General features: G+C 63.7%; 11 protein-coding genes. 5 read left to right on the top strand and 6 right to left on the bottom strand.

Going from position 1 to position 12,097, the window contains the following annotated elements:
- The first annotated feature begins 18 nt into the window (after positions 1–18).
- The 3 genes from QAZ47_RS20015 (at position 19) to QAZ47_RS20005 (ending at position 2,779) form a co-directional block, all read left to right on the top strand.
- Complete coding sequence (locus QAZ47_RS20015) at positions 19–825, top strand: DUF72 domain-containing protein (protein ID WP_278230502.1); 807 nt, start codon at positions 19–21, stop codon at positions 823–825.
- A 441-nt stretch (positions 826–1,266) separates the two neighbouring features.
- The gene (locus tag QAZ47_RS20010; protein ID WP_278202449.1) at positions 1,267–1,521 is read left to right on the top strand and encodes a hypothetical protein; all 255 of its coding nucleotides are present in this window, start codon (positions 1,267–1,269) and stop codon (positions 1,519–1,521) included.
- A gap of 112 nt (positions 1,522–1,633) precedes the next feature.
- Positions 1,634–2,779: a GGDEF domain-containing protein gene (locus QAZ47_RS20005; RefSeq protein ID WP_278202447.1), complete on the top strand. Its 1,146-nt coding sequence runs from the start codon at positions 1,634–1,636 to the stop codon at positions 2,777–2,779.
- A 195-nt stretch (positions 2,780–2,974) separates the two neighbouring features.
- Here QAZ47_RS20005 and QAZ47_RS20000 read toward each other — a convergent pair whose 3' ends face one another.
- The 6 genes from QAZ47_RS20000 to urtA all read right to left on the bottom strand — a co-directional run bounded on the left by QAZ47_RS20000 (position 2,975) and on the right by urtA (position 9,374).
- Positions 2,975–3,151, bottom strand: coding sequence for a hypothetical protein (locus QAZ47_RS20000; protein ID WP_278202445.1), 177 nt, complete (start codon positions 3,149–3,151; stop codon positions 2,975–2,977).
- Between the two features lie 420 nt (positions 3,152–3,571).
- Positions 3,572–4,267, bottom strand: a complete 696-nt coding sequence (gene urtE / locus QAZ47_RS19995) for an urea ABC transporter ATP-binding subunit UrtE (RefSeq protein ID WP_278230501.1) — start codon at positions 4,265–4,267, stop codon at positions 3,572–3,574.
- Between the two features lie 70 nt (positions 4,268–4,337).
- Positions 4,338–5,084, bottom strand: coding sequence for an urea ABC transporter ATP-binding protein UrtD (urtD, locus tag QAZ47_RS19990; protein WP_278230499.1), 747 nt, complete (start codon positions 5,082–5,084; stop codon positions 4,338–4,340).
- 6 nt (positions 5,085–5,090) lie between these two features.
- Positions 5,091–6,314 (bottom strand): urea ABC transporter permease subunit UrtC, encoded by a 1,224-nt coding sequence (urtC, locus tag QAZ47_RS19985; RefSeq protein WP_278230498.1) that lies wholly within the window; start codon positions 6,312–6,314, stop codon positions 5,091–5,093.
- A complete protein-coding gene (gene urtB / locus QAZ47_RS19980) occupies positions 6,311–7,927 on the bottom strand; it encodes an urea ABC transporter permease subunit UrtB (RefSeq protein ID WP_278233829.1) in 1,617 nt (538 codons plus the stop codon). Before urtB ends, urtC begins: the two co-directional genes overlap by 4 nt.
- A 136-nt stretch (positions 7,928–8,063) precedes the next feature.
- On the bottom strand, positions 8,064–9,374 hold the full coding sequence (urtA, locus tag QAZ47_RS19975) for an urea ABC transporter substrate-binding protein (protein ID WP_278230497.1): 1,311 nt from the start codon (positions 9,372–9,374) through the stop codon (positions 8,064–8,066).
- 306 nt (positions 9,375–9,680) lie between these two features.
- On the opposite strand from urtA, the gene QAZ47_RS19970 reads away from it, so the two are divergent.
- Positions 9,681–10,067 carry a hypothetical protein gene (locus tag QAZ47_RS19970; RefSeq protein ID WP_278202438.1) on the top strand — a complete coding sequence of 129 codons (387 nt, stop codon included), beginning with the start codon at positions 9,681–9,683 and terminating at the stop codon, positions 10,065–10,067.
- Between the two features lie 106 nt (positions 10,068–10,173).
- A complete protein-coding gene (locus QAZ47_RS19965; protein ID WP_278230496.1) occupies positions 10,174–12,087 on the top strand; it encodes a PhoX family phosphatase in 1,914 nt (637 codons plus the stop codon).
- Positions 12,088–12,097 lie beyond the last annotated feature (10 nt).

The raw sequence follows: 12,097 nt of genomic DNA, 5'->3' as shown, positions 1-12,097 counted from the left end.
GCAAATGGGAGGAAGACGATGACCAGCCAAGGAAAGATCCGCTCCGGCATGGGCGGCTGGACCTTCGAACCCTGGGATACGTCCTTCTATCCGGACAAGCTCGCCAAGGCCAAGCAGCTCCACTATGCCAGCCGCCAGGTGCCGACCATCGAGGTCAACGGCACCTATTATTCCAGCTTCAAGGAACCGACCTTCGTCAAATGGGCCGGCGACGCGCCGGAAGGCTTCGTCTTCTCGCTGAAGGGCAACCGCTTCGTCACCAACCGCCGCGTGCTCGGCGAGGCGGGTGAATCGATGATGCGCTTCCTCGGCTCCGGCGTCGCCGCGCTCGGCGAGAAGCTCGGGCCGATCCTGTGGCAGTTCGCGCCGACGAAGAAATTCGACGCGGACGATTTCGAGGCTTTCCTGAAGCTGCTGCCCGAAAAGCAGGACGGCGTGCCGCTGCGCCACGCGCTGGAAGTGCGGCACGACAGCTTCATCGTGCCCGAATTCCCGGCGCTGGCGCGAAAATACAACGCCGCAATCGTCTATGCCGACCATGCCAAATATCCGGCGATCGCCGACGTCACCGGCGATTTCGTCTATGCGCGCCTGCAGACCGGCAGCGATGACAATCCAGACTGCTACACGCCGAAGGGGCTCGACGAATGGGCCGCGCGGGCCAAGACCTGGGCGGAAGGCAAGCAGCCGGCCGACCTGCCGCGCGCCGATCCCAAGACCGATGCGCCGGTCAAGCCCCGCGACGTGTTCGTCTACTTCATCACCGAAGGCAAGGTGCGCGCGCCCTTCGGCGCCATGGCGCTGATGAAGCGGGTAGCGGCTTAGGGCAATTCCAGGAAAAGTGTGTAACGGGTCGGGCTCGGCGACTTCGCCCCAGCCTTCCGTCCGAAATTGCGTTCCCGTGCGTGAAACGATGAACTGTTCCAGAGTGCGGACATCCACCGCGGCCTATTCAAACGCCGGAGCTCTGCCCGGCGCGTCACGCGACGCCAGTCGGCGGTTGGCTTGTCGGAACCTGTCAGCCACCTTGACCGTTCTGCCTAATGCATGTCGCCCAAAAGTGCGCAGCGGTTTTGGGAGAAACGACATGCATCAAAACGAGGACTTAAAGCGCGTCGTCTGAATCCGTTTCAGCGCGACGCGCTTTAAGCCGCCGACCGCAGAGACTGAAGTCGCACCACTCGTCTCGCCGAAGGTCGGCACGGCGAGGCAGCCACCTCCCGAACGCTTGCCAAATCCCACGGCGTCGGAAAGGAGCGAGGAAAGATGATCGCCATCCTCGGTGCGTTGCTTACCATTGCCGGCGTCGTGTACATGGCAGGCGCCACTTTGAGGCGTGGGCGCCTAAGCGATCCAGCATCTACGGCGCCGGATCGTCCGGCGCCGAACCTGGCAACACCAGGCCCAACACTGGAGCCGCGGCGGCGCGGACTCGGTTTCCTCGGCCTGTCGCAGAATTGGCCGGGTCTGGTGATGATGGGGGTCGGCATCATACTGCTGTTGTCGGTGGCGGTCCTCTGACGCCCCGGAATTATGGCATCTTCACCACTATCGTAACGTAATCGATACTTCCTTGCCGCATTAAGGCACCTACGCCAGGTTGCAGAAGCCCGGCGCTGGCAAGGACGGGTGCATGCTGCTCGACTACAACTCATTGCTGCTGGCCGTCGGCTTCTCCGCCGCCTGCCTCAGCCTCACGCTGTTCGGAACCTGGCTGACCGCCCGTTCCGACAAGTTCCTGCTGACATGGGCGATCAGCGTGCTTGTGGTTGTGGCCGAGGTCTTTGCCTATGACGCCTATATCGCAGCGCCCGGAGCGGCCCTCGGCGTCCTGACGCTGGCGCTGCTCCTGCTCGGCTTCTCGGTAATGCTTGGCGCCGCCCACCAGTTCCGGACCGGCCGCTCGCCGCTGCCGCGCATCGCGCTTGGCGCCGGCATCTCCTTCGCGCTGGCTCTGCCGCCGATGGCGCTCGGCTATGACGGGCTGGGCTTCATGCTGGAGAATTTTCTTGCAGCGCTGCTTCTGTTCGGCACCGCGTATGAGTATTGGAAGGGCCGAGGGGAAGCGCCGGCGCAGCTTATTGGCGTGGCGCTGCTTTATTCGCTGACCGCCGCGTCCTTCGTGCTGTGCGCGGCCGTGCTGGCATGGGAGGGCAGGCTGGTCCTCGGCCACGCACCGAGCAACTGGGCCGAGGATCTGAGCCTGGTCATCGTCATCGCCTCGATGACCGGCATCGGCGCGCTGTCGCTGGCGCTCAACCAGGGGCGGCTCGCGCGCCACCACAAGCGCGAGGCTGAGACCGATGCGCTGACCGGGCTGCTCAACCGTCGCGCGTTGTTCGACCTGCATGGCAAGATGCCCGTCGGCGCCTTCATGGCGGTGGTCGTGTTCGACCTCGACGGCTTCAAGGCGATCAACGACCAGTTCGGCCACGCCGCCGGCGACGAGGTGCTGAAGGTTTTCGCCGAAGAACTGGCCGGCAATCTGCGCCCGAACGATGTCGCTGCCCGCATGGGCGGCGAGGAGTTCGCGCTGGTGCTGAAACGCACCTTGCCGGAGATGGTCGAGAGCACGGCCGAACGGATAAGGATGGCCTTCGCGGCGCGGACGATCGAAACCGAGACGGGCCTGTTGAAATGCACGGTGAGCGCCGGCTTCGCCTTTGGCAGCAATGAAGGCACGAAATTCGACAAGGTGCTCAGCGCCGCCGACAAGGCGCTTTACGCAGCCAAGCGCGGCGGCCGCAACCGTGTGCTCGACATCCGCCGCTGCGCTTGAAGCTCTGACAATTCCAGGAAAAGCGTGAAACGATCGGGCTCGGCGACTTCGCCGTAGCCTTCCGTCCGGAATTGCGTCAATCCCTAAAGCAATTCCAGGAAAGGTGTGAGCGGCTTTCCGTCCGGAATTGCGTCAAAGAGATAGAGCGGTTCGCCGTTTCGGTGAAACGGTGAAACGCTCTAGCGGCTCAAGCGGTCAGTGATGCCCGATCACTTCGTTATAGGCGTCGAGGTCGACGTAAAAGACCTTGGTTATTTCTCCAAGCAGATCGTCCTCGTCGTAGCCTTGCGACATCAGGATGTTGATCGCCGTCATGATGTCGATGCGTTCGGTGAGGCGCCGCTTCTGATAGTCCTCGACAAAACGTTCCATCGCCTTCCCCTGGCAAGTTCCTTGTTGGACGCATCGACCGACAATCACTCAGGAGAAAGCTAGGCAGGCTTGCTTGCGTGGAACTTGCCGGCTGAGCGCCCCTTCCCCTCATTCGCGACTGGTACGGAAAGCGGCCGACTCACCAAGGCCAGGGAAAGACTAACATGCAGCTTTGAAGCCGCCAGAGTAGAATGAGTTCGTCATCCTTGGGCGTAGCGACGCGAAGCGGAGCGAAGACCCAGGATCCTGCCGTTACTTCCAAATGTCACTATCGGTGCAGAATCCGGAAATGGTTGGGGCCGCCACACAAGAATCTATTCTCTGTCGCAGCACTCTTCGGCCAGCGTCACGGAATGGATCCTTGGGTCTGCGCCGCGTCGCTTCACTCCTTGCTTCGCCCAAGGATGACGACGAGGCGCGTTATACTGTCAAAAACTTCCGCACGTCCGCCCTGTCGAGATCCTCGGCCGGTCCGGTGTGCACGATCTGGCCGCGGTCCATGATGTTGACCTCGTCGGCAAGCTCGCGGCAGAAGTCGAGATATTGCTCGACCAGCAGCACCGCGATTCCGGCCTGGTCGCGCAGATAGCGGATCGCGCGGCCGATATCCTTGATGATCGACGGCTGGATGCCTTCGGTCGGCTCGTCGAGCACGAGCAGCTTCGGCCGCATCACCAGCGCGCGGCCGATGGCGAGCTGCTGCTGCTGGCCACCGGAGAGATCGCCGCCGCGGCGACCCAGCATCTGCTTCAGCACCGGGAACAGCTCGAAGACATGCGCTGGAACGCTGCGGTCGCCGCGCCTGAGCGGCGCGAAGCCCGATTCCAGGTTCTCGCGCACCGTCAGCAGCGGGAAGATCTCCCTGCCCTGCGGCACGAATGCGATGCCCGACCGGGCGCGATCATATGCCGCGCTCCGGTCGAGCGCCTTCCCCTCGAAGGCAACGCTTCCGCTCGTCAGCCGGTGATGGCCGACGATCGATCTCATCAAACTGGTCTTGCCGACGCCGTTACGGCCGAGCACGCAGGTGATCTTGCCCGCGCCGGCCTTCAGCGAAACGCCGCGCAGTGCCTGGGCGGCGCCGTAGTGGAGCGTGGCGTTGGAGACTTCGAGCATGGTCAGCCCCTTCTCCAGCGCTTCAGGAAGGCGAAATCGAAACGGTGGAACGGAACCCGCCAGATCATGCTTAGCGCCCCAGATAGACTTCGACGACGCGCTCGTCGGCCGAAACGAAATCGAGCGTGCCCTCCGACAGCACCGAGCCTTCGTGCAGGCAGGTGACCTTGACGCCGAGCTTGCGCACGAAATGCATGTCGTGCTCGACCACGATCACCGAATGATCGCGGGCAATGTCCTTCAGCAGACGCGCGGTCTCCTCGGTTTCGGCATCGGTCATGCCGGCGACCGGCTCGTCGACGAGCAGCAGCTTCGGGTCCTGCGCCAAGAGCATGCCGATCTCCAGCCACTGTTTCTGACCGTGGCTCAGATTGGCGGCGAGTTCGTCGCGCTTGTCGCCGAGACGGATGATACCGAGGATATCGTCGATGCGCCGCGTCTCGGCGGCCGAGCGACGATGGAAGAGCGCCGGGAAGATCGAGCGCGGACCCTTCAGCGCCAGCATCAGATTGTCCTCGACACTGTGGCTTTCGAAGACGGTCGGCTTCTGGAATTTGCGGCCGATGCCCATCATGGCGATCTCGGCCTCGTCATGCCGGGTGAGATCGACCTGGCCATCGAAGAAGACCTCGCCCTCGTCCGGCCGCGTCTTGCCGGTGACGATGTCCATCATGGTCGTCTTGCCGGCGCCGTTAGGGCCGATGATCGCGCGCATCTCGCCCTTGTCGAGCACCAGCGACAGATTGTTGATGGCGCGAAACCCGTCGAAGGAAACCGAGACGCCGTCGAGATAGAGGATGGTGTTCGACTTGCCCATGGTCGCTCACTCCGCCGGCTGCGGTTCGGGGCCGGTGGCGGACCAGGCGCCGGGCGTCCTCGCCGCCGAGCGCATGATCTTCGGCGGCGGCGCGACGGTATCTGTGCCGACCTCCGCAGCGAGCGAGGCCGCGCGCAGTGCCTTGGCCTTGCCGCGCCAGCCATCCCAGGTGCCGACGACGCCTTTCGGCAGGAACAGCGTGACGGCGACGAACAATCCGCCCAGTGCGAACAGCCAGAATTCCGGCAGCACGCCGGTGAACCAGGATTTTCCCGCGTTGACGAGCAGCGCGCCGATGATCGGACCGACGATGGTGCCGCGACCGCCGACGGCGGTCCAGATCACCACCTCGATCGAATTCGCCGGATCGAACTCGCCGGGATTGATGATGCCGACCTGCGGCACGTAAAGCGCGCCGGCAATGCCGGCCATGATCGCCGAGACGGTGAAGACGAACAGCTTGACGTTCTCCGCCCGCCAGCCGAGGAAGCGGGTGCGGCTTTCGGCGTCGCGCACCGCCATCAGCAGCTTGCCGTATTTGGAGCGGACGATCGCCGCGGTGACGAAGACGGCCAGCGCCAGCGTGACCGCGCTCGCGGCGAACAGTGCCGAGCGCGTCGCGTCTGCCTGCACGTTGAAGCCGAGAATGTCCTTGAAGTCGGTCAGGCCGTTGTTGCCGCCAAAACCCATGTCGTTGCGGAAGAAGGCGAGCAGCAGCGCATAGGTCATCGCCTGCGTGATGATCGAGAGATAGACGCCGGTGACGCGGCTGCGGAAGGCGAACCAGCCGAAGACGAAGGCAAGCAACCCGGGCACGGCGAGCACCATGAGCGCCGCGAGCCAGAAATGGTCGAAGCCGTACCAGAACCAGGGCAATTCCTTGTAGTTCAGGAACACCATGAAGTCGGGCAGGATCGGGTTGCCGTAGACGCCGCGCGAGCCGATCTGGCGCATCAGATACATGCCCATCGCATAGCCGCCGAGCGCGAAGAAGGCGCCGTGGCCGAGCGAGAGGATGCCGCAATAACCCCAGACCAGGTCGAGCGCCAGGGCGAGCAGCGCATAGCAGAGATACTTGCCGAGCAGCGCCACGATATAGGGCGGGACATAGAACGCGCTCGACGGCGAAACAGCGAGGTTGAGCAGCGGCACGATCATGGCGGCCGCCAGCAGGACGAAGATCGTGACGGCGATGCGCCGGTCGGCGCCGAACAGGCGTTGGGCGATCATGCTTCCACCGCCCTGCCCTTCAGCGCGAACAGGCCGCGCGGGCGTTTCTGGATGAACAGGATGATCAGCACCAGCACGACGATCTTGCCGAGCACCGCGCCGGCATAAGGCTCGAGAAATTTGTTGACAATGCCGAGCGAGAAGGCGCCGACCAGCGTGCCCCAGAGATTGCCGACGCCGCCGAAGACGACGACCATGAAACTGTCGATGATGTAGCCGCGGCCGAGATTGGGCGAGACGTTGTCGATCTGGCTGAGCGCGACGCCGGCAATGCCGGCGATGCCGGAGCCCAGCGCGAAGGTCAGCGCGTCGACCCAAGGCGTCCTGATGCCCATCGAAGCCGCCATGCGGCGGTTGGCGGTGACGGCGCGCATCTGCAGGCCCCAGGGCGTGCGCTTCATGACGTAGAGCAGCACCGCGAAAACGACGAGCGCGAACACCAGGATCCACAGCCGGTTCCAGGTGATGGCGAGCTGTCCGATGTCGAACGAGCCCGACATCCAGGACGGATTGCCGACCTCCTGGTTGGTCGGCCCGAAGATGGTACGCACCGCCTGCTGCAGGATGAGCGAGACGCCCCAGGTTGCCAAAAGCGTCTCGAGCGGCCGGCCGTAGAGGAAGCGGATGATGCCGCGCTCGATGGCAAGCCCGACCAGCGCTGCGACGAGAAAGGCAAGCGGCAGCGCGATGACCAGCGACCAGTCGAACAGGCCAGGAAAAGAGCTGCGGATCACCTGCTGGACGACGAAAGTCGTGTAGGCGCCGAGCATCACCATCTCGCCATGCGCCATGTTGATGACACCCATGACGCCGAAGGTGATGGCAAGGCCGATCGCGGCCAACAGCAGCACCGATCCGAGCGAGATGCCGTACCAGATGTTCTGGCCGGCATCCCACAACGCCAGCGTCGAATTGATATGTCCGATGGCGGCGGACGCCGCGTCCTTGACAGCGCCCTGAGCGCCGGCCTCGACCGAGGTCAGCAACGACAGCGCGTCGCGGTCGCCGCGCGCCGCGATCATCGAGATGGCGGCGAGCTTGTCGGCTTCCGGCTTATCGGAAACGAGCACCGATGCCGCGCGCGCCTGTTCGAACATCGCCTTGACTGCGGGATCGGTTTCGGCGGCGATCGCGGCATCGAGCGGCTCGATGTTGGCCGCATCGGGCGTCCTGAACATGGTCGCCGCGGCGGCGAGGCGCACGGCAGGACCCTTGGCGCGCAGCGTCAGCGTGCCCAGCGCATCGCGGATCGTACGGCGCAGGCCGTTGTTGACCTTGATCTTGGTGAGGTCGGCCTTGGCCGCGTCGGCTGCCTTTTCGCCGCTCAGCGGATCGAGCAGTTCGATGCCGTCACCGGCGTCCTTACCGACGAATATCTGGGAATCGGCCTTGCGGATATAGAGATTGCCCTCGGCCAGCGCCGAAAGCGCCCTTTCGACGGCCGGATCGCCGCTCGCGGCCAGCTCGCGCACGACGGCCTCCGTGGCCGAGAAACCGGTGGCGGCCGCGAATTTGGCGATCGTGGCGCGAAGATCGCCCTCGGCAGCGCCAGACGGCAACAGGCTTGCCATCGTCAGCAGCATCATCAGGCCAAACACGCGCAACAGGATCATCGTCTTCGAGCGGCTCTCAAAGGTTTGAAGGCTTTGCCCGGGCCAGCCAAAGCCCGCCCGGGCAGCGGTCTCGGATTGCGGGGCCACGCCGCGATCCGACAGACCTGGGAGGTCACGGACCAGGTCCAGACCGGGATCAGTTGGTGCCCTTGCCGCCGCACTTGCCGGTGGCGACGTTGAAGTTGCCGCAGCTGAGCGGGGCGCGCCAATCCGAGATCAGGTCTTTGGAGTCCGGCAGGTAGTCGGACCATTCGTCGCCCATGACGAGGCCGGGTGTTTGTGAGACGGTCTCGAACTGGCCGTCGGCCTGGATCTCGCCGATCAGCACCGGCTTGGTGATGTGGTGGTTCGGCATCATGGTCGAATAGCCGCCGGTGAGATTCGGCACCGACACGCCGACCATGGCGTCGATGACCTTGTCCGGGTCGGTGGTGCCGGCCTTCTCGACCGCCTTCACCCACATGTTGAAGCCGATGTAGTGGGCTTCCATCGGGTCGTTGGTGGTGCGCTTGTCGTTCTTGATGAACTTGTGCCAGTCGTCGATGAATTTCTTGTTCTCCGGCGTATCGACGCTTTCAAAGTAGTTCCAGGCGGCGAGATGGCCGACCAAAGGTCCGGTGTCGAGACCGGCCAGTTCTTCCTCGCCGACCGAGAAGGCCATGACCGGAATGTCTTCGGCCTTGATGCCCTGGTTGCCGAGCTCCTTGTAGAACGGCACGTTGGCATCGCCATTGACCGTCGAGACGACCGCCGTCTTCTTGCCGGCAGAGCCGAATTTCTTGATCGCCGAGACCTCGGTCTGCCAGTCGGAGAAACCGAACGGCGTGTAGTTGACCATGATGTCCTCGGCCGGCACGCCCTTGGACTTGAGATACGCCTCGAGGATCTTGTTGGTGGTGCGCGGATAGACGTAGTCGGTGCCTTCGAGCACCCAGCGCTTCACCGAGCCGCCATCGGCGCTCATCAGGTAGTCGACGGCCGGAATGGCCTGCTGATTCGGCGCCGCGCCCGTGTAGAAGACGTTGCGCTCGCTCTCCTCGCCCTCATATTGGACGGGGTAGAACAGGATGTTGTCGAGCTCGGAAAACACCGGCAGCACCGACTTGCGCGACACCGACGTCCAGCAGCCGAACACCGCCGCCACCTTGTCCTTCGAAATCAGCTCGCGCGCTTTTTCGGCGAAGAGCGGCCAGTTGGACGCCGGATCGACGACGACCGCCTCGAGCTTCTTGCCGAGCAGGCCGCCCTTGGCATTCTGTTCCTCGATCAGCATCAGCATGACGTCCTTCAACGTCGTCTCCGAAATCGCCATGGTCCCCGACAGCGAATGGAGAATGCCGACCTTGATGGTGTCCTCAGCGGCCTTCGCGGGCGCCGACATTGACAGGCCGGCAGCGATCAAGCCGGCCCAAAACATTTTTGTTATTGTCGAAAAATTACCCCTCATGTTCCACGCTCCCACGCTGGTTGTTTTTGCATCGCCACATTTCGTTGCAAGCGACGTGCCAGACGCGGAAGCGCGGTGGCAAATAGTGAGATAGCGAAGCGTTTACAGCCGGTTATCTTGTAGCCGTCGAACTTTCGCGTTTCCTGCAGCGCGCGAAGGTTGAGAAAAGTTTACGCAATGCTGCCTAGATTTTGCCCAAATGATAAAAATGCCTAAACTTTAATCTGACCGGATGCAAACCAGGCCCGCGCCTGTTGCGGGGCGCCGGCAAAATGGGGCAAGGTCGCCGCGCAACCGAGCGACGTCATGGCCTTCCGCTTTTTCCTGAGTTTCCTGCTTTTGATATCCGCCGCCGGCAGCGCCCATGCCGACTTCGCCGAAGGCAAGCTGCCGGACGGCGTCTATCACTGCGAGGTCTATCTGCTCGGCCTGTTCCTCAACCTTGGCGACATCACCATCAAGGGCAATGTCTATAGCGGCCCCGTGACCTTCGGCACCTCGGGAACCTACAACTACCAGATGGACGCCAATGGCGAGATCAGCTGGCTCGGTCCGCTCGGCGGCTATACCAGCGGCGGTAACTCTATCTCGCTGACGCAGGCCACGCTGGACGATCCGAACGCCCCCTCCTTCGACATCATCATGAAGCAGCAGGACGGCGCTTTCACCGCCTCGACCTGCACCAGGAGATAGCAGCGGCGTCCCTGCCGTCCGCGTTCCGCCTCTCGTGTCATCCGGATGTTGCCGAAGCGGCCTAGGCAGCGCGTGTCGTCAACATCCACTCCGAGAGGCAGACACGATGGCCAACTCTCCGTCTTCACCCTCCCCTGTCATTCGCGACGTCATTGCAGCGCGCGTCTCGCGCCGCGAGCTGCTGAGAGGCGGCCTTGCCTCCAGCGCGCTGGTTGCCGGCGGCAGCTTCGTCGGCTCCTTGTTTGCCGGCGAAACACATGCCGCTGCCGCCCTTTCCACGCTCGGCTTTCCGGAGCTGAAGCGGGTCTACGACAAGAACCACGCCGCCGCCGAAGGCTATGAGACGACCATCGTCGCGCGCTGGGGCGACCCGCTCGCGGCCGGCCTGGGCGAATTCGACGGCAACAAGGTCGCGGCGGAAGAGCAGGAGAAGCGCTTCGGCTACAATTGCGATTACATCGCCTTCATGCCGCTGCCCAAGGGTTCGGTGAATTCCGACCACGGCCTGCTCTGCGTCAACAACGAGTACATCTCGCCGAACGTCATGTTCCCCGGCATGACCGAGGACGGTGCCGGCAAGGCGATGACGAAGGAACAGGTCGACCTCGGCCTCGTGGCCATGGGCCATTCGATCGTCGAGGTAATGCTGAAGGACGGCAAGTGGCAGACCGTCGAGGATAGTCCGCTCAACCGCCGCATTACCGCCAACACCGAGATGGCAGTCTCCGGTCCCGTCGCCGGCCATGCGCTGATGCGGACTTCGGCCGACGCGACCGGTAGCAAGGTACTCGGCACCAGCTACAATTGCAGCGGCGGCGTCACGCCCTGGGGCACGGTTCTGACCTGCGAGGAAGGCGTTTCCGATCTCTTCGGCGGCAACCCGAAGAAGGCGCCGACCGCCGACATACTCGACCGCTACGGCTTTGACGGCTCCGACATCTACGGCCGCGGCCGGTTCCACGACCGCTTCGACATCGACAAAGAGCCGAACGAGCCGAACCGCTTCGACTGGGTTGTCGAGATCGACCCCTATGATCCGCAGTCGAAGCCGGTGAAACGCACCGCGCTCGGCCGCATGTCGCACGAGGCCTCCACCGTCGTGCACAACAAGGATGGCCGTATCGTCGTCTACATGGGTGATGACGACTATTTCGAGTACATGTACCGCTTCGTCTCCGCCAAGCCCTACGACCCTGCCAATCCCGCTTCCGGCAGGGATCTCCTCGACGATGGCGTGCTTTCGGCGGCGCATTTCGATGCCGACGGCTCGATGAGCTGGCTGCCGCTGGTTCACGGGCAAGGCAAGCTCACCGCAGAGAACGGCTTTGCCGACCAGGCCGAAGTGCTTCTCAAGACCCGCCTTGCCGCCGACGCGGTCGGCGCGACGCCGATGGACCGGCCCGAGGACATCGAGACCAATCCGGTCACCGGCCGCGTCTACGCCGTCATGACCAAGAACAAGAAGCGCGACGAATCCAAGATCAATCCGGCCAACACGCGGCCGGAGAACCTGTGGGGCCACATCGTCGAGCTGATTCCGCCCGGCGGCCGCGGCGCAGACGCCGATCACGCCGCCGACAAATATGCCTGGGACCTGTTCGTGCTCTGCGGCAATCCCAAGGACGCCAAGGTCGGCGCCACCTTCCATCCGGACACGTCCGACAATGGCTGGTTCGTCTGCCCCGACAACATCACCTTCGACCCGGCCGGCCGGCTGTGGGTGGCAACGGACGGCGCCAACGACTTCGACCTTCCGGACGGCGTCTATGGCGTCGACACCGAGGGCGCGGCGCGCGGCCTGCCAAAACTGCTCTTCACCTGCCCGCATGGCGCGGAGGCGACCGGACCCTGCTTCACGCCCGACGGCACGACGCTGTTCCTGTCCGTCCAGCATCCGTCCGAGGATGCCGAAACGCTCGACAAGGCACAATCGCTGTGGCCCGACTTCAAGGACGGCCAACCGCCGCGGCCATCCGTGATCGCCATCCGCCGCAAGGATGGCCAGCCGGTCGGCGCGTAAACCGGTCGAG

The organism is Mesorhizobium sp. WSM4904 (assembly GCF_029674545.1).
Taxonomy (GTDB): domain Bacteria; phylum Pseudomonadota; class Alphaproteobacteria; order Rhizobiales; family Rhizobiaceae; genus Mesorhizobium.
Note: the sequence above shows the minus strand (reverse complement) of the source record. Positions and strands in the feature narration are given on the sequence as shown.

Excerpts from the sequence above, each read along its gene's own strand:
- urtA (WP_278230497.1), bottom strand. The coding sequence starts at position 9,374 with ATGAGGGGTAATTTTTCGACAATAACAAAAATGTTTTGGGCCGGCTTG.
- QAZ47_RS20015 (WP_278230502.1), top strand. The coding sequence starts at position 19 with ATGACCAGCCAAGGAAAGATCCGCTCCGGCATGGGCGGCTGGACCTTC.
- QAZ47_RS19965 (WP_278230496.1), top strand. The coding sequence starts at position 10,174 with ATGGCCAACTCTCCGTCTTCACCCTCCCCTGTCATTCGCGACGTCATT.
- QAZ47_RS20000 (WP_278202445.1), bottom strand. The coding sequence starts at position 3,151 with ATGGAACGTTTTGTCGAGGACTATCAGAAGCGGCGCCTCACCGAACGC.
- QAZ47_RS20005 (WP_278202447.1), top strand. The coding sequence starts at position 1,634 with ATGCTGCTCGACTACAACTCATTGCTGCTGGCCGTCGGCTTCTCCGCC.
- urtD (WP_278230499.1), bottom strand. The coding sequence starts at position 5,084 with ATGGGCAAGTCGAACACCATCCTCTATCTCGACGGCGTCTCGGTTTCC.
- urtE (WP_278230501.1), bottom strand. The coding sequence starts at position 4,267 with ATGCTCGAAGTCTCCAACGCCACGCTCCACTACGGCGCCGCCCAGGCA.
- urtC (WP_278230498.1), bottom strand. The coding sequence starts at position 6,314 with ATGATCGCCCAACGCCTGTTCGGCGCCGACCGGCGCATCGCCGTCACG.
- QAZ47_RS19970 (WP_278202438.1), top strand. The coding sequence starts at position 9,681 with ATGGCCTTCCGCTTTTTCCTGAGTTTCCTGCTTTTGATATCCGCCGCC.
- urtB (WP_278233829.1), bottom strand. The coding sequence starts at position 7,927 with ATGATCCTGTTGCGCGTGTTTGGCCTGATGATGCTGCTGACGATGGCA.
- QAZ47_RS20010 (WP_278202449.1), top strand. The coding sequence starts at position 1,267 with ATGATCGCCATCCTCGGTGCGTTGCTTACCATTGCCGGCGTCGTGTAC.